This window comes from Janibacter sp. GS2 (genome assembly GCF_051200835.1).
Classification (GTDB): Bacteria; Actinomycetota; Actinomycetes; order Actinomycetales; family Dermatophilaceae; genus Janibacter.
In genome coordinates this window covers 2717591-2744521 of sequence record NZ_CP195161.1, presented here as the reverse complement: position 1 = coordinate 2744521, position 26931 = coordinate 2717591, and the positions used below count along the sequence as shown (strand labels likewise).

The following is a 26931-nucleotide window of genomic DNA, read 5'->3' as shown; positions in this document are numbered from 1 at the left end:
GAGGACCCGATGGAGGGTCCTGAGATCACTTCCGCCGAAGCAACCATCGACAATGGTCAGTTCGGCACCCGCACCGTCCGGTTCGAGACCGGGCGCCTCGCCCAGCAGGCCGGTGGCGCCGTCTCGGCCTACCTCGACGGTGAGACCATGCTCCTGTCGACCACGACGGCGAGCAAGAACCCCAAGGAGCACCTCGACTTCTTCCCCCTGACGGTGGACGTCGAGGAGCGGATGTACGCCGCTGGGCGCATCCCGGGCAGCTTCTTCCGTCGTGAGGGTCGTCCGAGCACGGACGCCATCCTCACCTGCCGGCTCATCGACCGCCCGCTGCGCCCGACCTTCACCAAGGGCCTGCGCAACGAGGTCCAGGTCGTCATCTCCGTGCTCTCGGTCCACCCGGACCACCAGTACGACGTCCTCGCGATCAACGCGGCGTCCGTCTCCACCCAGATCTCCGGTCTGCCCTTCTCGGGTCCGATCGGTGCGGTGCGCGTCTCGCTCATCGACGGTCAGTGGGTGGCCTTCCCCAACTTCAGCGACATCGAGCGCTCGACCTTCGACATGGTCGTCGCCGGTCGAGTCATCAAGAACGCCGACGGCGGTGACGACGTCGCCGTGATGATGGTCGAGGCGGAGTCCACCCTCGCCACGTGGGACCTCGTGCAGAACCAGGGCAAGCAGGCCCCGACCGAGGAGGTCGTCGCCGAGGGTCTCGAGGCCTCGAAGAAGTTCATCCAGGTCCTGTGCGACGCCCAGGCCGACCTCGCCGCCAAGGCCGCGAAGCCGGTCGAGGAGTTCCCGATCTTCCTCGACTACGAGGACGACGCCTACGCCGCCGTCGAGGCCGCCACCTCCGGTGACCTCGCGACCGCGCTGACGATCGCCGGCAAGGCGGAGCGCGAGACCCGCCTCGACGAGATCAAGGACGCGATGAAGGCCTCGCTCGCCGGCACCGAGGACGCCCCCGGGCAGTTCGCGGGTCGCGAGAAGGAGCTCTCGGCCGCGTACCGCTCGGTGCAGAAGGCCCAGGTCCGCCAGCGCATCCTGCGCGACAAGGTCCGCATCGACGGCCGTGGTCTGGCCGACATCCGCGCCCTCGGCGCGGAGGTCGAGATCCTGCCGCGGGTGCACGGTTCGGCGCTCTTCGAGCGCGGCGAGACCCAGATCATGGGTGTCACGACGCTCAACATGCTCAAGCTCGAGCAGACGATCGACTCGCTGAGCCCGGTCACCAAGAAGCGCTACATGCACAACTACAACTTCCCGCCCTACTCGACCGGTGAGACCGGCCGCGTGGGCAGCCCGAAGCGCCGCGAGATCGGCCACGGAGCGCTCGCCGAGCGCGCGCTCCTGCCGGTGCTGCCCTCCCGCGAGGAGTTCCCGTACGCGATCCGCCAGGTCTCCGAGGCGCTCAGCTCCAACGGGTCGACCTCGATGGGTTCCGTCTGCGCCTCGACGATGTCGCTGCTCAACGCCGGTGTGCCGCTGCGCGCCGCCGTCGCCGGCATCGCCATGGGTCTGGTCTCCGACGAGGTCGACGGTGAGACGCGCTACGCGGCGCTGACCGACATCCTCGGAGCCGAGGACGCCTTCGGTGACATGGACTTCAAGGTCGCCGGTACCCGGGAGTTCGTCACCGCGATCCAGCTCGACACCAAGCTCGACGGCATCCCCGCCTCGGTGCTCGGTGGCGCGCTCACCCAGGCCCGTGACGCGCGGATGCACATCCTCGACGTCATGAACGAGGCCATCGACGCCCCGGACGAGATGGCGCCGACCGCTCCGCGGATCATCACGGTCCAGGTCCCGGTCGACAAGATCGGCGAGGTCATCGGCCCGAAGGGCAAGATGATCAACCAGATCCAGGACGACACCGGTGCCGACATCAGCATCGAGGACGACGGCACCGTCTTCATCGGTGCGGTCGACGGCCCGTCCGCCGATGCTGCGCGCAATGCGATCAACGCGATCGCCAACCCGCAGATGCCGGAGCTCGGGGAGCGCTTCCTCGGGACCGTCGTCAAGACGACGACCTTCGGTGCGTTCGTCTCCCTGCTGCCCGGCAAGGACGGCCTGCTGCACATCTCCGAGGTGCGCAAGCTCGTCGGTGGCAAGCGGATCGACGCGGTCGAGGACATCCTCGGCATCGGCCAGAAGGTCCAGGTCGAGCTCAAGGAGATCGACCCGCGCGGCAAGCTCAGCCTCGCCGCGGTCCTCACCCCCGAGCAGGAGGCCGAGATGACCTCTGGCGCGAAGGGCGACGACGAGGGCGGTCGTGGCGGCCGTCGTGACGGTGGTCGCGAGGGGGGCGGTGACGGCGGGCGCCGTCGTCGTCGCCGTGGCGACGACACCGACTCCGGAGAGTCCACCGCGGCCAACGAGTCGCAGGACGCCTGACCGGTTGACCCCATGACGAAGGGGGCCGACCTTCCCACAGCGGGAAGGTCGGCCCCCTTCGTCATGCCCGGGGAGGGCTCGGCTCCCTCAGGCGGCGGAGCGCGCGCGTCGACGGGGCTCGGCGACCCAGCGCATCTCCATGCGGGTCCGGCCGTCCTCCCCGCGGACGGGAACCCAGGTGCAGGTCAGGCGCGGGGCGGTGCGCGCGGCGTCGGTCGGCGCCTTCAGTGTGGTCACGGTCATGGTGGACACCCCTTGTTCATGTCGTGTTCACTTGCGACTCTACCCCAAAGTGAACTCAAGGTGAACGGAACTCGACCGCGGCGTGTCCTGCGGAGGGGGCGGCGGGCGTCCCCCCGCCGCTCGTAGGCTGGGCCCCATGACGACGAAGGTGGCAGTGATCGGCGCCGCGGGGCGCATGGGTGCGACGGCGTGCGAGGCGGTGGAGGGCGCAGAGGATCTCGAGCTCGTCGCGCGCTTCGACGACGGGGACGACCTCGGCGACCTCGGCGGGGCCGACGTGGCGGTGGACTTCACGGTCCTCTCGGCCAGTGAGCGCCACGTCCGGCACTGCGTCGAGCGCGGGGTCCACGTCGTGGTCGGCACCTCCGGCTGGACCGACGAGAAGGCCGGCGAGCTGCGCACGGTGGTCGAGGCCGCCGGCGGTGTCGGGGTGCTCATTGCCCCGAACTTCGCGATCGGCGCCGTGCTGATGATGCAGTTCGCCAAGCAGGCCGCCCGCTTCTACGAGTCCGTCGAGGTCGTCGAGCTGCACCATCCACGCAAGGTCGATGCTCCCAGTGGGACGGCGACCCGCACCGCGGAGCTCATCGGAGCGGCCCGCGCCGAGGCGGGCCTCGGCCCGGTGCCCGACGCGACGACGCAGGACCCGGGGGGCGCACGAGGGACCGAGGTCGAGGGCGTCCCGGTGCACGCGGTGCGGTTGCGTGGACTCGTGGCCCACCAGGAGGTCCTGCTCGGCAACGAGGGCGAGATGCTGACGATCCGGCACGACTCCTTCGACCGGGTCTCCTTCATGCCCGGCGTCCTCACCGGTGTCCGGCAGATCTCGCAGCACCCGGGGGTCACCGTCGGCCTGGAGCACGTCCTCGGGATCTGAGTCCCCGCCCGTCCGGGGTGCGCTGTCAGGCGGCCCATCCGAGGGCGCGCAGACCCGCAGCCAGTGCCGCTGCGCCGAGGATGACGAGGACGAAGTTGGCGCGCAGCCACATGAGCACCACGGCGAGCGCGACTGCGGCGATCCGGGCGTCCAGGGTGATCCCCTCGTCCCCACCGACGGTCTGTGTCACGAGGAGTCCGGCGAGCAGGGCGACGGGCAGCAGCCCGATGACGCGCGAGCGACGCGGACCGTCGACGAGGGACTCCGGCACGAGGTAGCCGAGGTACTTGGTGACGAAGCCGAGGAGGCAGGCCGCGAGCACGGTGATCCACAGGGCGGCCGTGCTCACAGCAGATCCCCTTCCGGCTGCTCGATGTCGCGGGCCCGGCTGGGAGTGGTGTCGATGAGGCCGACCACCACGGCCGCGACCGCGGCGAGGAGCACGGGGACCCCCGCCGGGGCGGGGGCGAAGCTGATGAGCGCGATGGCGGCAGCCAGGACGGCCGTGGCCCGGCCCGTCCGGTCCTGCAGGCGCGGCCAGATGAGAGCGACGAAGGCCGCGGCCGCGGCCGCATCCAGACCCCACGTCCGCGGGTCGCCGAGGGCATTGCCGAGCCCGGCCCCGAGCAGCGTGGAGAGGTTCCAGAAGACGAAGACCGATACCCCGCCCGCCCAGAATCCCTGGCGCTGGCCCCGAGGAGTGCTCTGGGCGAGCGAGATCGCCGTGGACTCGTCGATGGTCAGGTGTGCGGCGCCGGCCCGACGCCATCCCTGCAGACCGAGCACGCGCGAGGTCTGCAGGCCATAGAGTCCGTTGCGGATCCCGAGCAGTGTCGAGGTCGCCACCGCGGTGAGGGGGTTGCCGCCGGAGCCGATGATCCCGACGAGGGCGAACTGGGAGCCGCCGGTGAAGAGCAGCAGCGACAGGGCCATCGTCTGCCACAGGTCGAGCCCCGCGGCGATGGACAGCGCCCCGAAGCTGATCCCGTACGCGCCGCTGGCGATGCCGATCGACAGACCCTGCTTGCGCGCGATCGCGGTCTCCGCCGCGAGCGCCTCCCTCATTCCGGGGACTCGGGTGGGGTCGCCCCCTCGGTCAGTGTCGCCACGAGGCGGACCTCCCGGGCGGTGTCCTCCTCGGGGGAGATGACGCGGTCGCGGAAGGCGCCGTCGGGCATGAGGCCGGACCCGGTGAGGAAGGCGCGCACGCCCTCGTGCTCGACGAGGCACCACGCGGCGACGTGCTCGGCGCCGGCTTCGCGGAGGACGTCCACGGCGGCGTTGAGCAGGCGGGAGCCGTGCCCTTGGCGACGGTGGTGCGGATGGACACCCAGGGCGGTGACCTCCCCGGTCGTCTGGCCCGCGTCCGGGTCCTGGCTGGGGCCGATGGCGACGAAGCCGACCACCTGGTCCGCCGCGCACGCCACGAGGAGGCGGTGTACCCCTTCGGGCGGGGTGCGAAGGGCGTCCCGCCAGGCACCGGCGAAGGCCTGCGGGTCGAAGGCCGCGTGCACCTGCGCGGGGACGATGCCGTCATAGGCCTCCTGCCAGACGAGGGCCTGGACCTGCCCGACGGCCGGGGCGTCGTTGACGGCCGCGCTGCGCACGCTGGCGTCGGCGGAGGGCATCAGCGTCCCTCGAAGACGGGGGAGCGGCGCTCGGTGAAGGCGCGCCGGCCCTCGGCAAGGTCGCGGCTCGCCCAGGCCCGGGCGAAGGCCTCGTCGTACGGGGGGTCCGACTCCGCCGCGGAGCGCATGCCGACCTTCGACCCCGACTGCGAGAGCGGAGCCAGGGCACCGGCCCTGCGGGCAAGGTCCCGCGCGGCGTCGAGGTCACCACGCTCCTGCGCGAAGCCCAGTCGCCAGGCGTCGTCGGCGTCGAGGACGGCCGCCGTGAGCACCATGTGGCGGGCGGCGCCCTCGCCCCAGAAGCGCGAGACCCTCTCGAGCGTCCACGCGTCGACCATGAGGCCGAGCTTGGCGACCGGGACGGCGAACCGGGCATCGTCGGCGACCACCCGCAGGTCGCAGGCCACGGCGAGCTGCATGCCCAGTCCCATGCACGAGCCGGAGATCGCCGCGATGGTCGTCACGGGCACGGCCGCCAGGTGCTGGAGCACCTCGGCCAACCGTCGGGTGAAGGAGACGTCCTCGAGCTCGGTCAGGTCGGCACCGGCGCAGAAGTGTCCCTCCGCGCCGGTGAGGACGATCGCGCGGGCGCCCCCGTCGACGGCGGTGACCACGGCGGTGTGCAGGTCCTCCAGGGTCGTCAGGTCCAAGGCGTTGCGCCGGTGTGGTCGCTCGATGGTCAGGACGGTGACGGTCTCGTGGGACTGGCTGCGGATGGACACGCCCGCCAGCATACGGACCGGCGAAGGGGGGTCGTGACCCTTCCCCTCTCGCCGCCCCGCGCCTAGCGTGGGGCCATGAACACGCCGCCGTTGACGCAGGTGCCCGTGCCGGGCAGTGGGGCCGAGGACGTCCTCGTCGGGGTGGACGGTCGCGTCTGGACCGGGACGGTCGACGGGGCGCTCATCGTCGTCACGCCGGACGGCCGCGTCGCGGAGCGGGTCGTCGAGACCGGCGGACGGCCACTCGGTCTGGAGTGGCTGCCCGATGGCCGGATGCTCGTGTGCGACGCCGAGCGCGGGTTGCTCGCCGCCGACGTGCTCGGCGGTGGGGAGATCGAGGAGCTGGTCACCCACGTGGACGGGCGACGCATGGTCTTCACGAACAACGCTGCGGTCGCCGCCGACGGGACGATCTGGTTCAGCGACTCCTCACGCCACTGGGGCGTGCACGAGTGGACGTCGGAGCTCGTCGCGCACACGCGCAGCGGGCGACTCCTGCGCCGTGCCGTCGACGGCACGGTGACCACGGTCCTCGAGGGACTGGCCTTCGCCAACGGCGTCGCCCTGCTCGCCGACGAGAGTGCCGTCCTCGTGGCAGAGACGGCCTTGCGGCGCATCCGCCGGGTCGAGCTGGTGGACGGGCACCCGGTGGCCGGTCAGGACGCGGGCCGCGAGGGGGAGAGCCCGCAGGTCCCGCCGGAGCAGATCTTCGTGGAGGCGCTGCCCGGATACCCCGACAACATCGCTCGGGGGTCGGATGGGCTCATCTGGTCGGCGATCGCCTCCCCGCCGGACCCGGTGCTCGGAGTGCTGCAGCGCAGCAACGACGTCCTTCGCGGTCTTGCCCTGCGCCTGCCGGATGCGCTCAAGCCGTCACCGCGCCGGACCGTGCGCGTGACCGCCCACGACGACCGCGGCGCGCTCGTCCACGACCTCCAGGCCGCTGCTGCCGACTGGCACATGGCGACCGGCGTGCGCGAGCACCACGGGCGCGTCTGGCTGGGCAGCTTGGTCGAGCCGGCGCTCGCCCACGTCCCGGTGCCCATGGCGTGAGGTGAACTCGCCCACCCACGTCCGCTCACACTGCATCGTCCTGTCGAGTGTGGTTGCATTCGGAATATCACCAGCAGATGCGGGCTGGCACAACACGATCTTCGGCGCCCTCGCCTGTCGACCCCACAGTTCCTGATTCCGACACATGTCCCGGACAGTGCGCGTGAGCGTCCGACCAGTCCCGGATCCACACCAGGGCGCCGCAGCCCTCCGCCACAGAACGGATACCCCAATGTCGATGTCTCGTACCACCAAGTCAGTCGCCGCCGTCGGTGCCGGCATCCTCCTGCTCACCGCGGCGGGCGGGACCTTCGCCCAGTGGAGCGAGTCCGAGACGGTCGACGGTGGGACGATCACCGCCGGTCACCTGGACATGACCGTCTCCGCCGGCACGTGGCATGACGCCAACGCCGACGCCGTGATCGACCCCGCCACCTTCACCATCGTCCCGGGCGACGTTCTCGAGTACCGCGCCACGATCACCCCCGACCTCGTGGGTGACAACCTCGAGGCGGAGCTCGAGAGCGACCTCTCCACCGCGACCGGAGACCTGGCGGACTTTGTGGAGACCTCGGCGACGCTGGGGGGCGCTGCCTCCCAGACGTTGACTCCCGCGGACAACGGCACCAGCTACGACGCGGTCGTGCGTGTCGAGATGCCCTACGGAGCCGGGACCGTCACCGACCCGAACGGTGGCGAGGACCTGACTCTCGACCTGAGCACCCTCGAGATCTCGTTGGTCCAGACGACGAACCCGTGAGCGATGGGCTGAACGCGCACTGAGGACGAGGACGAAGGGGGGGACCCGTGGTCACCACCACCGGACGGCTCGGCCGTGCCGCCCTGGCCACGGGCCTCGCCCTCGTCGTCCTCACCGGTGCCGGCGGCACGAGTGCGGTGTGGTCGGACACGGCGGAGCGAGAGCCCGGCAGTCTCCGGGCCGGCGCCGCCGCCGTGACGAAGGGCGACTCGCGCGTCGAGGTGCACTCGCAGCAGCCGGTCGGCTCCCGGACGTTCGATTCCTCGGCCACGTGCACACCGGCTGGCGCCTCCTACAAGGAGTGCCGCGTCATCACGAGCACCGTTGCCCGCGAGGCACTCATTCCCGGTGACCGCGTCGTCATCACCGAGAAGGTGACCCTCACGGCGAAGGGGAGCAACCTCCAGGGCACCTTCGTCATCGACGCCGGCGCGCTGACGAGTTCGGCGGTATCCGCCTTCAGCGGCAGCGCGACCACGACGACGCGAATCACCCCGCCCGGCGGGAGCGCCGGGACCTCGGCCAGCTTTCCGGTCTCCGCCCGGACCCAGTCCGGGACGGGGACCTACACCATCCAGTCGGCGATCACGACGCCCCCGGCCAACGGGAGCGCGGACTGGGGGACCTCGCTGTGGTCCCAGCGCCTCTATGACGGCGCGTACACGTTCACCTTCACCCAGACGAACTGAGGGAGAGACCATGCGACGCCGTCGTGTCCTGGGCGTGGCCACTGCCGTGGCCGTCGCCGGCACCATGGTGCTCAGCCTCTCTCCCTCCGACGGCAGCGCCGCCCGCTGGCGGGACAGTGCCACGGTCCCCGCTGTGGGGCCGACGTCCGGCACCTTCGGCATGACCGCGACGGACGCAGCGTCCGCAGCCCCCACGTGGTCGGGTAGCGGCCCCATCAGCAACTCGCCCAGGATCGACCTGACGAACCAGTCGAGCAGTCACTCGAGCTGGATCAACGTGCGCAGCACACGCCTGGACACGGTCGTGGCCAACGACGGCAACGCCATCCTGCAGAAGGCGAAGATCGACTACCGCTACGGTGACGACTCGTGCGCGAGCGGGACCTCGGCCCTGTGGAGTGCGCGTGCTTCCGGACAGATCGTCGGGGGCACCACCTACACCCGATCGCCGCAGGACAAGGTCCCTGGTGCCACGTTGACCCCCGGCCAGAAGAAGACGCTGTGTCCCGTCGTCGCGCTCGACTACGCGGGAGGAAGTGCGCAGCGTGACGCGCTGCTCAACCATGCCGGCCGAGCCCTCGACATCACCACCGTCGTCAACCAGCGATCCGAGGCGCCTGCGACGTGGGCGTCCGAGGACCGGACCCTCACGAGCCGGTACCGGCTTGCGATGCCGACGCCCAAGAAGCCCTCACAGTCCGATGTCTGCCGCGTCACACTCGCGAGCGGCACCCCGAGCAACCTCGGCTACTACGGGGGTTTCTTCTGGGGGTGGCCAGACGCGGTGACGAGTGGCAGCCCGTCCACGCCCGCGATGGCGGGCGGTTGGGAGATCTTGCGGCTCAGCAGGACGGGCAACGCGTGGGAGGTGTGGGAGACGATCAGCGGTGGCGACGCTCGCCGCACGCCTGAGGCGCTCAACAGCAACCGGATCAGCGATGGCTCCCGCGGTGAGACACGACAGTTCAAGTTGCGCGGCTACCCGTTCGCGGGCGACAAGGCACGGTACGTCGAGTCGGAATGGATCGCCCGGGCAAGCAACGAGCGGTCGATCCTGACGGATCGGTGGGTCTGCCAGCCGCAGCTGCCGAACCCCGACGCCGGCCCGCACAACATGCCATGACCGCATCGGACATGCAGCGGCCGGCGACGGACGCCAGGGTGGCCCCGGGGGTCCGTGGGTGGATCAGGAGAGGCGTGGGGTGGCTCCTGGCCACGCTTCTCCTCCTACTCTGCGTCCTGCTCGTCGTCACCGTCGCCTACCCGAAGGCCAAGGGCTACGTGCCGCTGACGATCCTCTCCGGGTCGATGGAGCCGACGTACCCCGTCGGGAGCCAGGTCTTCGTCGAGCCGGTGGAGACGCCCGCGGAGGCCGCCACGCAGGTCGGCGTCGGCTCGACCATCACCTTCATGCCCCGCCCCGATGACCCGACCCTCGTGACACACCGGGTCGTCGCCGTCGCGTACACGGCAGACGGCGCCCCGCGGTTCACGACCCAGGGGGACGCGAACAACACCCCTGACGAGGCGAAGGTCGGTCCGACCCAGCTGCGGGGTGTCGTCCGCTACCACGTGCCGTGGGTCGGCCATGTCGCCACGAGCATGACCCAGAACCGCAAGGGCTCCCTCGCGACAGCACTCGCCGGTGCGCTCTTCCTCTATGCCACGTGGAATGTGCTCGCCGCCGCGCGCCAGCGTCGTCGCCGGATGCAGCCGGGGGACGAGGATGCTCGCTGACACCCTCCGTCGGGCGACGGTCCTCGCCCTGAGCCTGCTCATCGCCGCCCCGTCCGTGGCCGGTGCCGCAGATCCGGGCCTCGACGTCTCCACGGACGGGAGGACGTGGGGAAGCAGCCTGTCCCGGCCGCTCTTCGACGGGGGGGCCCGCGTCGTCCCCGGGGGGCGGACCCACGCGCAGGTCTGGGCTCGCAACTCCTCCTCGCACCGGGCGACGTTGACCGTGGTCTCCCGCGACATCCGCTCGACCCTGCCCGCGGACGTCGCCGCCCGCGACGACTTCCGAGTGCGCGTCGGCGGGACCGAGCTCTCCGGTGGTGAGCTCGGCCGGTGCCGGGTGCTCGCCAGCCACGTCCTCGATCCGGGCCAACGGCAACGGGTCCCGATGTCGGTCGGCTTGCCGGCTTCGTCACGCAACATCAGCCAGGACGAGGTCCTGTCGCTGTCCTTGCGGGTCGGGATCGTCCAGGGGACGAGCTCTGCGCCCTGCGGTGACGGCGGCACGCTCGACCCCACTCCTGCCGGTGGTGGTGACCCGGCTCCACCACCGGAGATCCCCGGACGGGTCCAGACCGACGGTGGTCCCGGGGACTGGGGCGTCCTGCCCGACGTCGTGGGGATCGGCCTGCTGGCGCTCGTCGCCGCCATCGCGCTGCGAGGAGTCCGTCCCGCCCTCGAGCGGTGCGCGCTCAGGCGGCGAGAGCGAGAGCAGACAGCGCCACGAGCCAACTGACGAAGCTGCCGACGAGGAAGTACTCGGTGACCTTGTCGATGTGTCCTCGCGCGACGTCGCGAGAGTGGGAATTGAGCTCCGGCCAGCGGATGAGTCCCTTGGCCGCGATGACCAGACCGGCGGAGGTGACCTGCCCGGCCAGGCCCAGGCCGAGAATGAACAGCCGCTCGAGCGGGCCGAGCAGCCGTCCCCCCTTGAGCCCGCCCGAGGGCTCGTCCAGCGTCGGAGCCGCCTGCATCGCGCCGGTGCTGATGAGGACGAGCCGGACGACGAGGTTGCCGGTGCTCAGCTGGACCAGGGCAAGACCGGCCAGGAGCAGTGTGCGATCCGGCTGTGGCGACCAGGGCAGGTGTGCCCAGTCCAGCCAGTGCGCCAGCGGACCGTGCACGGGCGGCGCCCAGCCGGACAGCGCCAGCTGGGCGGCCAGCCCGCCGGCGAGGACGAGCAGCGGCGCGACGTGACCTCGCCCCCGGGACAGCGAACGCTCCGCGGTGCCGACCCAGGCCACGACGGAGACGGTCGCCAGCGCGGTGAGCAACCATCCGGCGGCGCCGGTCACCAGGCCCGCCAGGCCCGCCGCGAGCCACACCATCGCGACGCCGGTCAGGATCGAGATGCTGGCGGAGGCACCGAGGTCGTACCTGCCTCGTGGCAGCATGCTGCGGGCGAGGTCGCCGGTGCCGACGGCGATGAGCAGGACGGCGAAGATGCTCATCGCGCGCTCCCGACGGTCGCGAGTTGCTCGTCCGCCAGGATCAGGACGCCGATCCCACCGAAGCGCACACGCTGGGAGATCGCCGACGGGGAGACCTTCTCCTGGTCGGCCAGCTCTCGCTGGCTGCGGCCCGCCAGGAGTCCCCGGAGGAGACGCAGATCGCGCGCGTCGAGCTCGCCGAGGAGTTGATCCCGACACAGCAGCGCGGCGTTGACCGCCCCGGGGTCCGGCCCGAGCGAGCCACGTGGGTCCGCTCCGTCGCCCGCAGGGGCGCGCCGGTAGGCCGAGCGGACGTGGGTGGTCACCCCCTTCGTCTGGGTGTCCTTGACCCAGTCGATCGCCTCGCGGGCCGCCCACCACCCGGGGCCGTCACGGGTGTCGGCGTCGAGCGTGCTCACCCCGCCCCAGCCGAGGCCGATGCGTACGTCCACCTCGGGAAGGAGGGTCAGCCGAAGGTGAAGCGTTGCCGTGAGCGCCTGTCCCAAGGTGGCGAAGCTGCCCTGGAACTCGTCGCCCACGGTGACCCGGCCCGGATCGATGACCCCCTCGAGCCGGGCGGAGCCCGTCAGGCCGGCCACGAGCGCATCGTGCACCGACTGGCGGTCGTCGGCCCGTCGAGAGCCGACGACGTCGCCGATGAAGGTCGCCGCTGCACCTGCACTCATATGAAGAGGATACCTTATTTCTGATCAAGTGAAGGGTTTAGCTTCAATCGTTCGGTCCATGCGAATCCCTCACGATCCTCCGACCACGTCACCGTCCAGCGCTCGTCAGCGACCTCGGGAAAGGTCACGCCCCCCGCGACCCGGGCGGGGTCGAGGTGGACCTCGGTGAGGAGGAGCCGGTCGGCGACCGGCAGGGCGAGGCGGTAGATCTCACCACCACCGACGACGAAGACCTCGTCACCCCCTTCGCCATCCGTCGCCATCGCGAGGGCCTCCTCGAGGGAGCCCACCGCGACCACCCCCTCGGCCGACCAGTCGGGCTGGCGCGTGATGACGATCGATCGTCGGCCGGGCAGCGCCCCCATCGAGTCGAAGGTGCGTCGGCCCATGACCATCGGGTGGCCCATCGTCGTGCGCTTGAAGTACTTCAGGTCCTCGGGCAGGTGCCAGGGCATGCGCTCGCCGTCACCGATGACACGACCGGGACCGACGGCCGCGAGGAGGGTGATCCGTGGGGTGCCCATCAAACCGCGATCGGTGCCTTGATGCGCGGCGCCGCCTCGTACCCCTCGAGCGTGAAGTCCTCGATCTCGTACGCATCGATGGACGGCCGCGGGGCGATGTGCATCCGCGGCAGCGGGCCCGGCTCGCGGGTCAGCTGCAGGTCGGCCTGCTCGAGGTGGTTGAGGTAGAGGTGCGCGTCGCCGAGCGTGTGCACGAACTCGCCCGGCTCCATGTCGACCTGGTCCGCGACCATCATCGTCAACAGGGCGTAGGAGGCGATGTTGAAGGGCACGCCGAGGAAGACGTCGGCGCTGCGCTGGTACAGCTGGCAGGAGAGCCGCGCCCGCGCGCCGTCACGCGCCGGCGTGACGTAGAACTGGAACATCGTGTGGCAGGGCGGCAGCGCCATCTCGCCGACCTCCGCGACGTTCCACGCCGAGACGATGTGCCGGCGACTGTCCGGGGCGGTGCGCAGTCCCTCGATGACCTGACTGATCTGGTCGATCGTGCCTCCGTCGGGAGTGGGCCAGGAGCGCCACTGGTGCCCGTAGACCGGACCGAGGTCGCCCTGCTCGTCCGCCCACTCGTCCCAGATCGAGACGCCTCGCTCCTGCAGCCAGCGCACGTTGGTGTCGCCGCGGAGGAACCACAGCAGCTCACCGATGATCGAGCGCAGGTGGAGCTTCTTCGTCGTGAGCACCGGGAAGCCGTCGGCGAGGTCGAAACGCATCTGGTGGCCGAAGACGCTGCGGGTCCCCGTGCCGGTCCGGTCGCTCTTCTCGACGCCGTGGTCACGCACGTGGGAGAGCAGGTCGAGGTACTGGCGCATGGCGCCACGATAGACGCCGGGTCCGACGGCTACGCTGACCAGCATGACGACTTCCCCCTTCGGCAGGGTGATCACCGCGATGGTCACTCCCATGACCCCAGACGGCGCCTTGGACCCCAAGGGCGTTGCCGCCGTCGTCGATCACCTCGTCGCCACCGGCCACGACGGCGTCGTCGTCAACGGCACCACCGGTGAGTCGCCGACGCTGTCCTCGGCGGAGAGCATCGCGATGGTCCGCGAGGTCAAGGCGGCTGCCGGCGACCGGCTCGCGGTCACCGCGGGGGTCGGGTCGAACAACACCGCGCACGCCATCGACATGGCCGCCTCGGCCACCGAGGCCGGTGCCGACGCACTGCTCGTCGTCTCGCCCTACTACAACAAGCCGACCCAGCCCGGGCTCATCGCGCACACCCGCGCCATCGCCGACGCCGCGGAGCTGCCGATCATCCTCTACGACATCCCGGGGCGCACCGCGACGCCCTTCGCCGTGGAGACGCTCATCGAGCTCGCGAGCCACCCGCGGATCCTGGCGGTCAAGGACGCGAAGGGGGACCTGTGGGCCTCCTCGCAGGTCATGGCCGCGACCGACCTCCTGTGGTACTCCGGTGCCGACGAGCAGAACCTCGCCCACCTCGCGCAGGGTGCGCACGGCATCGTCTCCGTCGTGGGACACGTCGCCGGCCGCCAGTACGCGGACATGGTCGCCGCCGTCGATGCCGGGGACCTGGCGCGCGCCCGCGAGATCCACCACCGCCTCATCCCCGTGACCAACGCCCTGATGTCCACCACCCAGGGGGCGATCATGGCCAAGGCCGCGCTCGTCGAGCTCGGGGTCATCGAGCACGCCACCGTCCGCCTGCCCTACGTCGAGGGCACCGCGGACCACCTCGAGATCCTCCGCGCCGGCCTCGCCGCCTCGGGCCTGTCCGCCTCCGCGATCGGAGCCACCGCATGAGCCATCCGCACCCCGACCTGCACCTCCCGCCGCCGCTGAAGAAGGGCGCCCTGCGCGTCACCGCGCTCGGTGGGCTCGGTGAGGTCGGCCGCAACATGACCGTCATCGAGCACGACGGCCAGCTGTTGATCGTCGACTGTGGGGTCCTCTTCCCCGAGGACCACCAGCCCGGCGTCGACCTGATCCTCCCGGACTTCGACTCGATCCTCGATCGGCTCGACGACGTCCAGGCGATCGTCCTCACCCACGGCCACGAGGACCACATCGGCGCCGTCCCCTACCTCCTCAAGCACAAGCCGGACATCCCGCTCGTCGGCTCGATGCTCACGCTCGCCCTCATCGAGGCGAAGCTGAAGGAGCACCGGATCAAGCCGTACACCCTCGGGGTCAAGGAGGGCGGTCGCGAGAGCTTCGGTGTCTTCGACTGCGAGTTCATCGCCGTCAACCACTCGATCCCGGACGCGCTCGCGGTCTTCGTGCGCACCGCCGGTGGCACGCTGCTGCACACCGGTGACTTCAAGATGGACCAGCTGCCGCTCGATCGTCGCCTGACCGACCTGCGGGCCTTCGCCCGCGCCGGGGAGGAGGGGGTCGACCTCTTCCTCACCGACTCGACCAATGCCGAGGTCCCCGGCTTCACCACCCCCGAGCGCGACATCTCCGGGGCCATCGACGACGTCTTCCGCAAGGCCCGCCGTCGGGTCATCGTCGCGTGCTTCTCCAGCCACGTGCACCGGGTTCAGCAGGTGCTCGACGCCGCCGAGCGGTCCGGCCGCAAGGTCGCGATGGTCGGCCGCTCGATGGTGCGCAACATGGGCATCGCGGCCGAGCTGGGCTACCTGCACGTGCCCGACGGGGTGCTCGTCGACGTCAAGAAGCTCGACAAGCTCCCCGACGACGAGGTCGTCCTCGTGTGCACGGGCAGCCAGGGCGAGCCGATGGCCGCGCTGGCCCGGATGGCCAACCGCGACCACCGCATCGACGTCGGCGAGGGCGACACCGTGCTGCTGGCCTCGAGCCTGATCCCCGGTAACGAGAACGCCGTCTACCGGATCATCAACGGCCTGATGCGCCTGGGCGCCGACGTCGTGCACAAGGGCAATGCCAAGGTGCACGTCTCCGGCCACGCCAGCGCCGGTGAGCTCCTCTACTGCTACAACATCGTCAAGCCGCGCAATGTCATGCCGGTCCACGGCGAGTGGCGCCACCTCGTGGCCAATGCCGAGCTGGCCATCGCCACCGGCGTCGACCCGGAGCACGTCGTCATCGCCGAGGACGGCGTCGCCATCGATCTCATCGATGGTCGGGCCCGCATCTCCGGCGCCGTGCCCTGCGGCTACGTCTACGTCGACGGGTCGAGCGTCGGCGCGGCCACCGAGGACCTGCTCAAGGACCGCCGCACCCTGCGCGACGAGGGCTTCATCTCGGTCATGGTCGTCATCGACTCCTCGACCGGCAAGATCGTCGCGGGCCCGGAGATCACCGCCCGCGGGTTCGCCGAGGACGACGAGATCTTCACCCAGGTGCGGCCGAAGATCATCGCGGCACTCGACGAGGCGACCGCCAAGGGCACGACCGACACGCACCAGCTGCAGCGGGTCGTGCGCCGGGCGGTCGGTGGCTGGGTCGGCGGCAAGATCCGTCGCCGCCCGATGATCATCCCGGTGGTCGTCGAGGCCTGATCGGGCCGCCCCAGGTTTATCGGGTCACCCGAGAAACCCCCGCTTCGCAAGAGTAGGAAACTCCGGCGAAGCGGGGGTTTCTCTTGTGGAGTGCGAAGGGGGCCTGCCGGGACCCCCCTTCGCACTCCCGAGGAGGCGTCAGAGGGAACGCAGGGCGAAGAGCACACGGTCGATGTGCTCGGGCGTCGTGCCCAGCCCGGCACTGATGCGCACCGCGGAGGTCTGGTCGTGGTCGGCGAGCAGGTCGTCGACGAGCAGGTGCGCGCAGAACCTGCCGTCCCGCACGCCGACCCCGTGGTCGTCGCCGAGGACCCGGGCCACCTCCTCGCTCGAGTAGCCGTCGACGGTGATCGTCGCGACGGGCGCCCCCTCGACCCCTCCGAAGAGGGTGTGCACGTGCACTCCGTCGATGGCTGCGAGGCCCCGGAGCAGGTGGGTGCGCAGGGCGCGCTCGTGGGTGAGGATCGCGTCCTCGTGCTCGGTGATGATCTCGCAGGCGGTCGCCAGGGCGATCGCGCCGAGGACATTCGGGCTGCCGGCCTCGTGCCGGGCCGGACCGCAGGTCCACTCGGTGAGGTCCTCGCCGACACGGGCCGTGGCGCCGCCCCCGGCGAGGTACGGCTCCGCGGCATCGAGCCAGTCACGCCGGCCGACGAGCGCGCCGGCACCGAAGGGGGCGTAGACCTTGTGCCCGGAGAAGGCGATCCAGTCCACTCCGAGGGCCTCGATGTCCACCCGCCGGTGCGGAACGACCTGGGCCGCGTCGAGGGCGAAGCGGGCGCCGTGCTCATGGGCGAGCGTGGCGAGTCGCTCGATCGGCCAGTGCTCGCCGGTGACATTCGACGCGCCGGTGGCCACGACGAGCCGGTGCTCGCCCGGGTGGGCGCGCAGGGCCTCATCGAGGATCGTGATCGCCTCGGCGTGGCTGTGCGGGATCGGTAGGCGCACCGCGTTCGACCACGGGAGCAGGGCGGCATGGTGCTCGGAGGCGAAGACGAAGACCGTGGTCCCCGCCGGCAGGGCGCGGGCCAGCAGGTTGAAGGAGTCGGTGGTGTTGCGGGTGAAGACGACCTGGTCCTCTGCGCGGGCCCCGACGAAGTCGGCGACCGACTCGCGGGCCTGCTCGTAGCGCGAGCTGGTGACGCGGGAGGCGAAGCCGGCGCCGCGGTGGACCGAGGAGTAGGTGACGGCCGCGTTCGAGACCTGCTGGGCCACGGCGACGAAGGCGGGCGTCGTCGCACCGTGGTCGAGGTGGGCGTACTCGACGCTCGAGCCGTCCCGGTCGCGGTAGGTCAGCCCGCTCGAGACGAGCTGGGGGAGGGCGGTGGTCGTGTGCTGCAGGTCGGGCAGGGACATGGGTCATCTCCTGGGCCAAGGACCCGGGCATCGACCGCGAGTCCGCGCTTGCCGGGCGACACCTCGTCGCCGGCCGGGTCGTCACCCGGAGCACCCCACCGCGGAGGAGGGTTGCCGACCAGCTAGCCGGGGCTTGTCGCTGGTACTCGTGACCTTGGCCGTGACAGTACCGGACGCAGGGGTGTTCGTGTCGAGGCGCGGACGGTGTCGTCTCGGGTCGTGGACGATCCGCGGGGCTCAGGCCAGCGCGACGGCGACGAGTGTGCCCGCGACGAGGTAGGGGCCGAAGGCGAGCTGGGTCCCCTTCGACGCGCGGTGGGTCAGCAGCAGGGTCAGGGCGACGAGACCGCCGATGACGAAGCCGACCCACAGGCCGATGAGGACGTGGGTCCACGAGAGCCAGCCCAGGGCCGGGGCCAGCGAGACCATGAGTTTCGCGTCGCCCATGCCGATCGAGCGTCCGTAGAGGACGAAGGCGAGGACGAGGAAGCCACCGCCGACGAGCAGTGCGGCCAGCCCGGCCCGGCGAAGGGCGTCCCAGTCACCGGTTGCAGCGCTCGCCCCGGCGAGCAGCACGAGCTCGACCGGGAGCAGCGGGAGCGTGATCGCGTTGGGCAGCCGGTGGACGTCCGCGTCGATCGCCGCGAGCGCGAGACCGGCGGGGACGAGCGCGAGGTAGGGGAGCAGGACCGGCCACGGCTGGTCCGTGAGGGAGCGGGCGACGAGGTGTCCCAGGACCGGGGCGGCCGGCACCGTCCACCAGTGGGCGGGGAGGGGCCCCCCTTCGTCCGCGCGTCGGTAGGCGCCGGTGCGCAACCAGGCGGCGACGCCGCACCCGAGGGCGGTCATCGCGAGGATGACGATGATCGTGCGGGTGTCCACGCGGCGAGGCTATCGCCTGTTGCGCGTGTGACACGTGTGTCAGGCGTGGTTTTCGCCTAGCCTGCGGAGCATGGCCTCTCGTCCGTCGACCACCTCACGCAGCACGAAGGGTGCGTCATCGCGTCCCAAGGGCAGCACGCGCCCCACCGGGCGCAGGCCCGCTGCGAAGGGGAAGACCACCGCCGCCCGGAAGAAGGGCGCCTCCGGCGGGGGGCTGCCCCTGCCCATCGCCGCCGTCCAGCGCACCTGGATGGGCGTCGCCCACGCCACCGGGTCCGGTGTGCGACGGATGGGCCACGGGGCCAGCCAGATCGAGCCGGAGCACCGTCGCGACGGGCTCGGCTTCCTCGCTCTTGCTCTCGCGCTCGTCGTCGCGGTGCGCGAGTGGTGGGGTCTGAGCGGCCTGTTCGGCGACCTCGTGCACGCGGTCTTCGCCGGGACCTTTGGTCGGGTGGCCTACGCCCTGCCGATCGTGCTCGTCCTCCTCGGCGTGCGTCTGCTGCGCACCCCCGGCGATGACGCGGCCGACGCCCGCCTCGGATTCGGCACGGCGATGGCGCTCTTCGCCGCCTCCGGCCTGACGCACATCGCCAAGGACATCCCCCAGCCGCCGGACGGCGCCGGCCCGATGCGCGACGGTGGCGGCATCCTCGGCTTCCTCGCCTCCGACCCGCTGACGACCGCGGTGACGCAGTGGCCCGCCACGATCCTCCTCGTCCTGCTCGCCCTCTTCAGCCTGCTGCTGCTCACCGGCACCCCGCTGCACGAGGTTCCCCAGCGCCTGGCCTACGTGCGCGCCGCCTTCACCGGGGAGGTGCCCTCGCACGTCACCGCCGCCGAGGTGAGCGCCCGCCGGGGCGAGACCAGTGATGCCCCCAAGGCCGCGGTCGGCCGCGCTCGCCGCAGCAGGCGCACCTTCGACGCCGACGACGAGGCGCTCTCCGGGGCGCGCGACGGGGACACCGCCTACGACCAGGCGGCGCTCGTCCAGCCGGCCGACGACCGCAAGGGCCGCAAGAGCAAGGGCGCGGTCGCACCCGTCGACACGACCACCGCGAGCGAGGCGCCCGAGACCGATGGCCCGCGTCCGGGTGAGAAGCGCCCGACGAAGAACCCTGTCGTCGCGCCGGTCAAGGGCAGCGACAAGACGGTCCTCGAGGCGCCGCCCACGACCCAGCTCCCCCAGCGGGTCGAGCAGCTCGCCCTCGCCGGGGACGTCACCTACACGCTCCCGGAGAGCCAGTACCTCAAGCCCGGCGCGCCGCACAAGGAGCGCTCCGAGGCCAACGACCGGGTCGTCGAGGCGCTGACCACCACCCTCGACGAGTTCGGCATCGACGCCCAGGTCACCGGCTTCCACCGGGGACCGACCGTCACCCGCTACGTCGTCGAGCTCGGCCCGGGTGTCAAGGTCGAGCGCGTCACGGCGCTGTCCAAGAACATCGCCTACGCGGTCGCCTCCGCGGACGTGCGCATCCTCAGCCCCATCCCCGGCAAGTCGGCGATCGGCATCGAGATCCCGAACACCGACAAGGAGATGGTCTGCCTCGGTGACGTGCTGCGGTCCGACGTGGCCCGCAACAACGAGCACCCGATGGTCATGGGCGTCGGCAAGGACGTCGAGGGCGGCTACGTCATCGCCAACCTCGCGAAGATGCCGCACATCCTCGTCGCCGGCGCCACCGGCTCCGGCAAGTCCTCCTTCGTCAACTCGATGATCACCTCGATCCTCATGCGGGCGACCCCCGACGAGGTGCGCATGGTGCTCGTCGACCCCAAGCGTGTCGAGCTGACCGCCTACGAGGGCATCCCGCACCTGATCACGCCGATCATCACCAACGCCAAGAAGGCCGCCGAGGCCCTCCAGTGGGTCGTGCGCGAGATGGACATGCGCTACGACGACCTGGCCACGTACGGCTACAAGCACCTCGACGACTTCAACAAGGCGGTCACGACCGGCGCGGTCCAGCCGATCCCCGGTAGCGAGCGGGTCCTGCAGCCCTATCCCTACCTGCTCGTCATCGTCGACGAGCTCGCCGACCTGATGATGGTCGCCCCGCGCGATGTCGAGGACTCGATCGTGCGGATCACCCAGCTCGCCCGTGCTGCCGGCATCCACCTCGTGCTCGCGACCCAGCGTCCGTCGGTCGATGTCGTCACCGGGCTGATCAAGGCGAATGTCCCCTCGCGGATGGCCTTCGCCACCTCCTCGCTCTCCGACTCGCGCGTCGTCCTCGACCAGCCCGGTGCGGAGAAGCTCCTCGGTCAGGGTGACGCGCTCTTCCTCCCGATGGGCAAGTCCAAGCCGATGCGTGTCCAGGGTGCCTGGGTCACCGAGTCGGAGATCCATGACGTCGTCAGCCACGTCACCGGTCAGCTCAAGCCGACCTACCGCGAGGACGTTGCACCCGCGGAGGCGCCCAAGAAGCACATCGACGAGGACATCGGCGACGACCTCGACGTGCTGCTCCAGGCGACCGAGCTCGTCGTGACCACGCAGTTCGGCTCCACGTCGATGCTCCAGCGCAAGCTGCGGGTCGGTTTCGCCAAGGCGGGCCGCCTGATGGACCTGCTCGAGTCCCGTGGTGTCGTGGGTGCCTCGGAGGGGTCGAAGGCCCGCGACGTCCTCATCACGCCCGAGGACCTGCCGACCACGCTCGCCCTGATGAAGGGAGAGGACCCGCCGGAGCCCGAGGGCGGGGCCGGCGAGGGCGAGGCCTTCGCGCCGGAGACCCCCGAGGAGGTCGAGGGCACCCCGATCGCCGACACCACCGCGATGCCGACCCCGCCGCCCCGCCGCTACGCGGAGGACCCGATCGGCACCGAGCCGGTGGCCGAGGAGTGGAGCGAGGACGACGACGAGGACGCCTGGTCACTCACCGAGCATCGCTGATCACGCCACTGTCGACCAGCTCGGCACGCACGTCCTCGACGAACTCGAGGACCGCGTCGCTGCCTTCGACGGGGCCACCCGCGAGCAGTCCGTCCATGCCGAGCAGGACCGCACCCGGGGTGCCGGTGCCGAAGATCCGCGTCGTCGTCGCCTGCGGGTCGTGCAGGAGGTGCCCGTCGAGCTCGGGGACCACCGAGAGCGTCGCCTCGATGGGCGCCGCCACGACCCCCCGCACCCGGACCGGGCCGAGGTCGGTGGCCCACTGCGGGATCTGCGCGATCGGCGCGGCGCACGGAGCGCACCCGGGGGAGACGAAGACGAGCAGCTGAGCACCCTGGCGGGTGAGGTCGGTGAGGCTGTGCGAGATGCCCTCGTCGTCGATGAGCGAGGCGAAGGGGAGCGGCTGGCGCCGATAGTCCAGCTCGGCATCCTCCGGGGCGCCGGCGCCGGCGCCGGCGCCGCCCCGGACGGGCGGGGTGAGGGGCTCCCCCTTCGTCCCGCCGAAGGTCGTGAGGAGGGTGGCGCCGACGAGGACGAGCAGAGCGAACCAGACCCAGGTGCTCGCCCCGGCCCCGAGGAGGCGTGCGACGACCGAGGTCGGCGCGGTCGCCGACCACACGGTGAGACCGGCGAGGAGGACGAGCAGGGCGTTGCGCACGAGCGTGCGCCGCGTGACCTCGCCGAGCCCGAGCTCCCCGAAGCACCCGCAGGTGACCGGGTGGTCGAAGGTCAGGGCCCGGGCGATGACCACGAGGTAGGCCAGGAAGACCAGCAGGGCGAGCAGGGCCGCCGGCACCGCGAACGGCGGCGGAGCCACGAGGAGCGCGCCGGCGAGGGCGATCTCCGCCCACGGGAGGGCTCGGGGCGCGGCGGACCCGGTGAGCGACCTCGGGAGGCGGAGCTGGGCGAAGGCGCTGCGGGTGGCCTCGGTGTGCCGCACCTTGCTCGCACCGCTGAGCAGGAGCAGCACGGCGAGGACCACGGGGGGCAGGAGGAGGGGGCCGGTGAGCACGTGGGGAGTCTAGATCGCTGTCGGCGACCTAGAGTTGGCGCATGACCAAGGCCTGGTACGAGCTCGACAGCCGTCCGACGGGGGCCCGCTACTGGGCCGCCGTCGTGCGCAAACAGCCCTCGGCGGTCCTCGTCGCCCTCCAGCTCTTCGCCATCGCCCTGCTGCCGTGGGTCGAGTCGGAGCCGTGGGGACGCGCCGTCATCACGGGGCTCTCGCTCGTGGCGGTGACCTTCGGCATCTGGGTGGTGCGGTCGACGCCGGCCCTGACGTGGTTGGCCCTGCTCATCGGGTTGCCGGCCTTCATCCTCGAGGTGTGGTCGGTCCTCGACGTGGACAACGTGCCGGTGACCTTCATGGCGCACCTGCTCCTGGCGATCTTCTACCTCTACGTCGCCTACGGCCTCGTGGCCTACATGTTCGCCGACACGTGGGTGACCAAGGACGAGATGTTCGCCGTGGCCTCGGCCTTCACCGTGCTGCTCTTCGCCTTCGCGTACCTCTACGTCGCGATCCAGACCCTGGCCCCGGGCTCCTTCATCGGTGAGGGGACCAACGAGCGCCTGACCTTCCTCGAGCTGCTCTACTTCTCCGGTGCCAACCTCACCAGCGTCGGCCTCTCCGACATCGTCGCAGTGAAGTCGCACGCCCGTGCTGCCGTGACCATCGAGCAGCTCGGCGGTGTGCTGTACGTGGCCATGGTCATCTCGCGGCTCGTGGCGCTGACGGTGATGCGGGGCACCCGCGGCTGACCGGAGCGCGCTGGTGGCGGACGGAGGTCCCGACGCCACCTAGACTGTGGGCCATGTCCGCTTCCACCCGCAGCGTCGCCCTCGTCACCTTGGGATGCACCCGAAACGACGTGGACTCCGAGGAGCTCGCCGGGCGCCTGTCCGCCGAGGGCTGGTTGCTCGTCGACGACGCCTCGCAGGCCGATGTCGCCGTCGTCAACACCTGTGGCTTCATCGAGCAGGCCAAGAAGGACTCGATCGACGCCATCCTCGAGGCCAATGACCTGCGTGAGCACGGCAGGACCCAGAAGGTCGTCGCCGTCGGCTGTCTCGCGGAGCGCTACGGCAAGGAGCTGGCCGATGAGCTGCCCGAGGCCGACGCGGTGCTCGGGTTCGACTCCTACACCGACATGTCGAGCCACCTGCGGGCCGTCCTCGACGGTCGTGCCCCGCAGTCCCACACCCCGGGCGACCGGCGCACGCTGCTCCCGATCTCCCCGGTGGAGCGCGACGCCGCCACCGAGGGCGTCGCCCTGCCCGGCCACGGGGCCGGTGACCTCCCTCGGGCCCGTCTGGACGACCGGCCGTGGGCGCCGCTGAAGATCGCCTCCGGCTGCGACCGTCGCTGCTCCTTCTGCGCCATCCCCACCTTCCGGGGCGCCTTCGTCTCGCGTCGTCCCCACGACGTCGTGGCCGAAGGGCGGTGGCTCGCCTCCCAGGGAGTGCGTGAGCTCTTCCTCGTGAGCGAGAACTCCACGTCCTACGGCAAGGACCTCGGCGACCTCGACCTGCTCGAGCAGCTCCTCCCGGATCTGGTCGGGATCGACGGCATCGACCGGGTGCGGGTCTCCTACCTGCAACCCGCGGAGATCCGTCCGGGGCTGTTGCGCGCCATGGCGAGCGTGCCCGGGGTCGTGCCCTGGTACGACATCTCCTTCCAGCACGCGTCCGGCCCCCTGCTGCGGCGGATGCGCCGGTTCGGTGACAGCGCCTCCTTCCTCGAGCTGATCCGCACGGTGCGTGATCGCCAGCCGGAGGCGGGCATCCGCTCCAACGTCATCCTCGGCTTCCCGGGCGAGACGGAGGAGGACGTGACGATCCTGGAGGACTTCCTCGTCGAGGCCCGCCTCGACGTCGTCGGCGTCTTCGGCTACTCCGACGAGGACGGCACCGAGGGTCAGCGTCTCGCCGACAAGGTCGACCCGGACGTCGTCGCCGAGCGCGTCGAGCGCATCACCCGCCTCGTCGAGGAGCTCACGGCGCAGCGGGCCGAGGAGCGCATCGGCGAGCAGGTGTCGGTCCTCGTCGAGGAGATCGACGCCGAGACCGGTGAGGTCTCGGGTCGCGCGGCCCACCAGGGTCCCGACATCGATGGCGCGACGCTCCTCACCGGCGCGGTCGAGGAGCTCACACCGGGTGTCCTCGTCGACGCGAGGGTGACCGGGACGGAAGGGATCGATCTCGTCGCGGAGGTGGTGGCATGAGCAGCGAGCAGACCGGAGCACCCACCGCGTCCGCGGTCGAGGCCGCGCCGCCGAGCCCGTGGAACCTCCCGAACGCGCTCACGGTCCTGCGGATCCTGCTCGTGCCCGTCTTCGTCTGGCTCATCCTGCGTCACGGTGGCGACGACGCCGCCTCGCGCTGGTGGGCGTGGGGCGTCTTCGCGGTGGCGATCATCACCGACCGGGTCGACGGCGACCTGGCCCGGGCGAAGAACCTCGTCACCGACTTCGGCAAGGTCGCCGACCCGATCGCGGACAAGGCGCTCACCGGGGCCGGCTTCATCACGCTGTCGATGATCGGCGAGATCCCGTGGTGGATCACCATCGTCATCATCGCGCGCGAGGTCGGCATCACGCTGATGCGCTTCTGGGTCATCCGTCACGGGGTCATGCCCGCCGGCCGCGGTGGCAAGATCAAGACCTTCCTCCAGGCGCTGGCCATCGGCCTCTTCGTCCTGCCGCTGAGCACCTTCCCCATCGAGTGGCTCTGGCGTGGCGCGGCCTGGGTCGTCCTCGTGGCCGCACTCGGGGTGACGATCGCCACGGGCGTGGACTACGTGACCAAGGCGTTGAAACTGCGCTCGACGAGTGAGCGCGCCCGGATGAAGCGTGAGCGCAAGGCGGCCGGTGGCGGCTGACGCGGCACCGGACGCCGGCCCGCTGCTCGATCAGCTGGCCGTGCGCGGTTGGTCGCTCGGGACCGCGGAGTCGCTGACGGGCGGGCTGCTCGCTGCGACGATCGTCGCCGTCCCGGGGGCATCACGGGTCTTCTCGGGGGCCGTCGTGGCCTACGACCCGGCGGTGAAGACGTCGGTCCTCGGGGTGGACCGGGCCCTGATCGACCGGGTCGGCACCGTGCACGAGGACGTCGCCTGCCAGATGGCCGTCGGCGCTCGTCGGGTCCTCGGCGTCGACGTCGCCCTCGCCACCACGGGTGTCGCCGGTCCGGGACCGAGCGAGGGGCAGCCGGCCGGGACCGTCTGGGTGGCCTGTGCCACGGCGAAGGGAGTGACCGCACGCCTCGTGACGTTGTCGGGGGAGCGGTCCGCGGTGCGCGTCGGTGCGGTCCTCGCGGCCCTGGCACTCGGGCAGCAGGGCATCCTGTCCGCTGACGGTGGCACGGGGTACGGTGGAGCCTGACGGACGACATCAAGGAGGTGGGCGCAATGGTGCTGCTGAGAGAAGAGCTCGGCGATGTGCTGCGTCACGCCCGCCGTGAGCAGGGCCGCACCCTCCGGGACATCTCCGCCGAGGCGGCCGTCTCCCTCGGGTACCTCAGTGAGATCGAGCGCGGCGAGAAGGAGGCGAGCTCCGAGCTCGTCGCCTCCATCTGTCACGCCCTGGGTCTGCCGATGTCCGTCGTCTTCACCGAGATCGCCCACCGCGCCGGTCGGGCCGAGCGCGCGAGCGCTCCCGTGGCGCTGCCCCTCGCCGCGCGTGACGAGGACGTCGTCTCCGCGGCCTGAGCCGCGCCCCCACACGCACCGGGCCCGAGGTCCCGCCGTGCCTCACCTGCGCCGCCGCGCCCCCAGAGGGGCTTGGGGGCGTCCGTCGTCGGTGGGGGCGAGGCCCCCTTGGCACCCCGGGCAGGAGAAGAAGACCCGCTGTCCCGGCCCCTGCCCCAGCGGGGCGACCCGGATCGTCTCGCCGCACCGGCGGCACGGCCGCCCGGAGCGGCCGTGGACCCAGGCACGCTCGTCCGCTCGCAGGATCCCGGTCGAGGACTGCACGGCGTGCTCGCGACCGCGCACCATCATCACGTGGACCCTCTCGACCAGGGCTTCGACCTCCTCGCGCCCGAGCGCGGTGACCGGGTGCCACGGGTGGAGTCGCTGGACGAAGAGCACCTCGCTCGCCCAGAAGGTCCCGACACCTGCCAGGAGCCGCTGATCGAGGAGCGCAGCCGCCACGGATGCCCCCTCGGGTCCTCCCACGAGCCGGTCGACGACCGCGTCGGCATCCCAGTCGTCCCCGAGCACATCGGGCCCGAGGTGTCCCACGAGGGCGTGCTCGTCGGTGCTTCGCACGAGGTCGACCTCGCCGAGGCGGAGTCCCAGGGTGGTCCACTCGGGGCCCCCGATCGCCACCCTGAGGTCGCCGCGGCGCAGCCCCCGCGCAGCGGCGGGAGTCCCCGCCGCCTCGACCCGCCAGGAGCCCTCCATCCGCAGGTGCGTGTGCAGGGTCCACCCGGAGTCGAAGCGGTGGAGCAGGTGCTTGCCCCGCGGCACGACCTCCTCGACCACGCACCCACGCACCGGGGCCTCGCCGATCGCGCCCCACCGGATGTCCACGAGAAGCGCCGGGCGCCCGGCCAGGGCCGTGTGGAGGCGCCGGGCCGTGCGCCAGACCGTGTCACCCTCGGGCACGTC

29 protein-coding genes and 1 riboswitch are annotated in these 26931 nt (G+C 71.3%); of the genes, 16 read left to right on the top strand and 13 right to left on the bottom strand.

The window, feature by feature from the left end; translation table 11 throughout:
- Positions 1-9 precede the first annotated feature (9 nt).
- Complete coding sequence (locus tag ACR9E9_RS13175) at positions 10-2397, top strand: polyribonucleotide nucleotidyltransferase (protein WP_435199173.1); 2388 nt, start codon at positions 10-12, stop codon at positions 2395-2397.
- Positions 2398-2484: 87 nt separating this feature from the next.
- Here ACR9E9_RS13175 and ACR9E9_RS13170 read toward each other — a convergent pair whose 3' ends face one another.
- Positions 2485-2640 carry a hypothetical protein gene (locus tag ACR9E9_RS13170; RefSeq protein ID WP_435199171.1) on the bottom strand — a complete coding sequence of 52 codons (156 nt, stop codon included), beginning with the start codon at positions 2638-2640 and terminating at the stop codon, positions 2485-2487.
- A 136-nt stretch (positions 2641-2776) separates the two neighbouring features.
- On the opposite strand from ACR9E9_RS13170, the gene dapB reads away from it, so the two are divergent.
- Positions 2777-3517, top strand: coding sequence for a 4-hydroxy-tetrahydrodipicolinate reductase (gene dapB / locus ACR9E9_RS13165; protein ID WP_435199169.1), 741 nt, complete (start codon positions 2777-2779; stop codon positions 3515-3517).
- A gap of 25 nt (positions 3518-3542) precedes the next feature.
- Here the strand turns inward: dapB and ACR9E9_RS13160 are convergent, their stop codons facing one another.
- Genes ACR9E9_RS13160 through ACR9E9_RS13145 form a run of 4 tightly spaced genes read right to left on the bottom strand, consistent with a single transcriptional unit; the run spans position 3543 to position 5867 of the window.
- The gene (locus ACR9E9_RS13160) at positions 3543-3866 is read right to left on the bottom strand and encodes an AzlD domain-containing protein (RefSeq protein WP_435199167.1); all 324 of its coding nucleotides are present in this window, start codon (positions 3864-3866) and stop codon (positions 3543-3545) included.
- On the bottom strand, positions 3863-4582 hold the full coding sequence (locus ACR9E9_RS13155) for an AzlC family ABC transporter permease (protein WP_435199165.1): 720 nt from the start codon (positions 4580-4582) through the stop codon (positions 3863-3865). Before ACR9E9_RS13155 ends, ACR9E9_RS13160 begins: the two co-directional genes overlap by 4 nt.
- Positions 4579-5145, bottom strand: a complete 567-nt coding sequence (locus ACR9E9_RS13150; RefSeq protein WP_435199163.1) for a GNAT family N-acetyltransferase — start codon at positions 5143-5145, stop codon at positions 4579-4581. Before ACR9E9_RS13150 ends, ACR9E9_RS13155 begins: the two co-directional genes overlap by 4 nt.
- Positions 5145-5867 (bottom strand): enoyl-CoA hydratase-related protein, encoded by a 723-nt coding sequence (locus tag ACR9E9_RS13145; RefSeq protein WP_435199161.1) that lies wholly within the window; start codon positions 5865-5867, stop codon positions 5145-5147. Before ACR9E9_RS13145 ends, ACR9E9_RS13150 begins: the two co-directional genes overlap by 1 nt.
- 75 nt (positions 5868-5942) lie before the next feature.
- Between ACR9E9_RS13145 and ACR9E9_RS13140 the strand changes: the two genes are divergently transcribed.
- The 6 genes from ACR9E9_RS13140 (at position 5943) to ACR9E9_RS13115 (ending at position 10839) form a co-directional block, all read left to right on the top strand.
- A complete protein-coding gene (locus ACR9E9_RS13140) occupies positions 5943-6920 on the top strand; it encodes an SMP-30/gluconolactonase/LRE family protein (protein ID WP_435199159.1) in 978 nt (325 codons plus the stop codon).
- A gap of 238 nt (positions 6921-7158) precedes the next feature.
- On the top strand, positions 7159-7680 hold the full coding sequence (locus ACR9E9_RS13135) for an alternate-type signal peptide domain-containing protein (protein WP_435199157.1): 522 nt from the start codon (positions 7159-7161) through the stop codon (positions 7678-7680).
- A gap of 47 nt (positions 7681-7727) precedes the next feature.
- Positions 7728-8369, top strand: coding sequence for a SipW-dependent-type signal peptide-containing protein (locus ACR9E9_RS13130; RefSeq protein ID WP_435199155.1), 642 nt, complete (start codon positions 7728-7730; stop codon positions 8367-8369).
- A 10-nt stretch (positions 8370-8379) separates the two neighbouring features.
- Positions 8380-9492 (top strand): hypothetical protein, encoded by a 1113-nt coding sequence (locus ACR9E9_RS13125; protein ID WP_435199153.1) that lies wholly within the window; start codon positions 8380-8382, stop codon positions 9490-9492.
- Between the two features lie 74 nt (positions 9493-9566).
- Positions 9567-10106, top strand: a complete 540-nt coding sequence (locus tag ACR9E9_RS13120) for a signal peptidase I (protein WP_435199151.1) — start codon at positions 9567-9569, stop codon at positions 10104-10106.
- Positions 10096-10839, top strand: coding sequence for a hypothetical protein (locus tag ACR9E9_RS13115; protein WP_435199149.1), 744 nt, complete (start codon positions 10096-10098; stop codon positions 10837-10839). The genes ACR9E9_RS13120 and ACR9E9_RS13115 overlap by 11 nt, the downstream gene beginning before the upstream one ends.
- Here ACR9E9_RS13115 and ACR9E9_RS13110 read toward each other — a convergent pair.
- Genes ACR9E9_RS13110 through ACR9E9_RS13095 form a run of 4 tightly spaced genes read right to left on the bottom strand, consistent with a single transcriptional unit; the run spans position 10796 to position 13552 of the window.
- Positions 10796-11554 (bottom strand): hypothetical protein, encoded by a 759-nt coding sequence (locus ACR9E9_RS13110; RefSeq protein ID WP_435199147.1) that lies wholly within the window; start codon positions 11552-11554, stop codon positions 10796-10798. The genes ACR9E9_RS13115 and ACR9E9_RS13110 overlap by 44 nt on opposite strands.
- Positions 11551-12219 carry a SatD family protein gene (locus ACR9E9_RS13105; RefSeq protein ID WP_435199145.1) on the bottom strand — a complete coding sequence of 223 codons (669 nt, stop codon included), beginning with the start codon at positions 12217-12219 and terminating at the stop codon, positions 11551-11553. The genes ACR9E9_RS13110 and ACR9E9_RS13105 overlap by 4 nt, the downstream gene beginning before the upstream one ends.
- A gap of 14 nt (positions 12220-12233) precedes the next feature.
- Positions 12234-12743, bottom strand: coding sequence for a dihydrofolate reductase (locus tag ACR9E9_RS13100; protein ID WP_435199143.1), 510 nt, complete (start codon positions 12741-12743; stop codon positions 12234-12236).
- Entirely contained in the window at positions 12743-13552 is an 810-nt protein-coding gene (locus ACR9E9_RS13095) for a thymidylate synthase (RefSeq protein WP_435199141.1), read from the bottom strand. The genes ACR9E9_RS13100 and ACR9E9_RS13095 overlap by 1 nt, the downstream gene beginning before the upstream one ends.
- 43 nt (positions 13553-13595) lie before the next feature.
- On the opposite strand from ACR9E9_RS13095, the gene dapA reads away from it, so the two are divergent.
- Together dapA and ACR9E9_RS13085 are read left to right on the top strand one after the other, a co-directional pair.
- Entirely contained in the window at positions 13596-14507 is a 912-nt protein-coding gene (gene dapA, locus ACR9E9_RS13090) for a 4-hydroxy-tetrahydrodipicolinate synthase (RefSeq protein ID WP_435199139.1), read from the top strand.
- On the top strand, positions 14504-16189 hold the full coding sequence (locus tag ACR9E9_RS13085) for a ribonuclease J (RefSeq protein WP_435199137.1): 1686 nt from the start codon (positions 14504-14506) through the stop codon (positions 16187-16189). The genes dapA and ACR9E9_RS13085 overlap by 4 nt, the downstream gene beginning before the upstream one ends.
- Positions 16190-16327: 138 nt before the next feature.
- Here ACR9E9_RS13085 and ACR9E9_RS13080 read toward each other — a convergent pair whose 3' ends face one another.
- Together ACR9E9_RS13080 and ACR9E9_RS13075 are read right to left on the bottom strand one after the other, a co-directional pair.
- A complete protein-coding gene (locus ACR9E9_RS13080; RefSeq protein WP_435199135.1) occupies positions 16328-17545 on the bottom strand; it encodes an aminotransferase class V-fold PLP-dependent enzyme in 1218 nt (405 codons plus the stop codon).
- A gap of 39 nt (positions 17546-17584) precedes the next feature.
- Positions 17585-17699: riboswitch (SAM riboswitch) on the bottom strand.
- Between the two features lie 83 nt (positions 17700-17782).
- Entirely contained in the window at positions 17783-18427 is a 645-nt protein-coding gene (locus ACR9E9_RS13075) for a prepilin peptidase (protein WP_435199133.1), read from the bottom strand.
- 70 nt (positions 18428-18497) lie between these two features.
- Here ACR9E9_RS13075 and ACR9E9_RS13070 point away from each other — a divergent pair, with 70 nt between their 5' ends.
- Positions 18498-21320, top strand: coding sequence for a DNA translocase FtsK (locus tag ACR9E9_RS13070; RefSeq protein WP_435199131.1), 2823 nt, complete (start codon positions 18498-18500; stop codon positions 21318-21320).
- Here ACR9E9_RS13070 and ACR9E9_RS13065 read toward each other — a convergent pair.
- Positions 21304-22332: a TlpA family protein disulfide reductase gene (locus tag ACR9E9_RS13065; protein WP_435199129.1), complete on the bottom strand. Its 1029-nt coding sequence runs from the start codon at positions 22330-22332 to the stop codon at positions 21304-21306. The two genes, ACR9E9_RS13070 and ACR9E9_RS13065, sit on opposite strands and share 17 nt — an antisense overlap.
- A gap of 41 nt (positions 22333-22373) precedes the next feature.
- On the opposite strand from ACR9E9_RS13065, the gene ACR9E9_RS13060 reads away from it, so the two are divergent.
- The 5 genes from ACR9E9_RS13060 to ACR9E9_RS13040 are packed head-to-tail and all read left to right on the top strand — an operon-like array spanning position 22374 to position 26028.
- A complete protein-coding gene (locus tag ACR9E9_RS13060; RefSeq protein ID WP_435199127.1) occupies positions 22374-23081 on the top strand; it encodes an ion channel in 708 nt (235 codons plus the stop codon).
- Positions 23082-23134: 53 nt separating this feature from the next.
- Positions 23135-24544 (top strand): 30S ribosomal protein S12 methylthiotransferase RimO, encoded by a 1410-nt coding sequence (gene rimO / locus ACR9E9_RS13055; protein ID WP_435199125.1) that lies wholly within the window; start codon positions 23135-23137, stop codon positions 24542-24544.
- A complete protein-coding gene (gene pgsA, locus ACR9E9_RS13050; RefSeq protein WP_435199123.1) occupies positions 24541-25200 on the top strand; it encodes a CDP-diacylglycerol--glycerol-3-phosphate 3-phosphatidyltransferase in 660 nt (219 codons plus the stop codon). The genes rimO and pgsA overlap by 4 nt, the downstream gene beginning before the upstream one ends.
- Positions 25190-25702, top strand: a complete 513-nt coding sequence (locus ACR9E9_RS13045; RefSeq protein ID WP_435199121.1) for a CinA family protein — start codon at positions 25190-25192, stop codon at positions 25700-25702. The genes pgsA and ACR9E9_RS13045 overlap by 11 nt, the downstream gene beginning before the upstream one ends.
- 26 nt (positions 25703-25728) lie before the next feature.
- Complete coding sequence (locus ACR9E9_RS13040; protein ID WP_435199119.1) at positions 25729-26028, top strand: helix-turn-helix domain-containing protein; 300 nt, start codon at positions 25729-25731, stop codon at positions 26026-26028.
- A 42-nt stretch (positions 26029-26070) separates the two neighbouring features.
- Here ACR9E9_RS13040 and ACR9E9_RS13035 read toward each other — a convergent pair whose 3' ends face one another.
- Complete coding sequence (locus ACR9E9_RS13035) at positions 26071-26928, bottom strand: DNA-formamidopyrimidine glycosylase family protein (RefSeq protein WP_435199117.1); 858 nt, start codon at positions 26926-26928, stop codon at positions 26071-26073.
- Positions 26929-26931 lie beyond the last annotated feature (3 nt).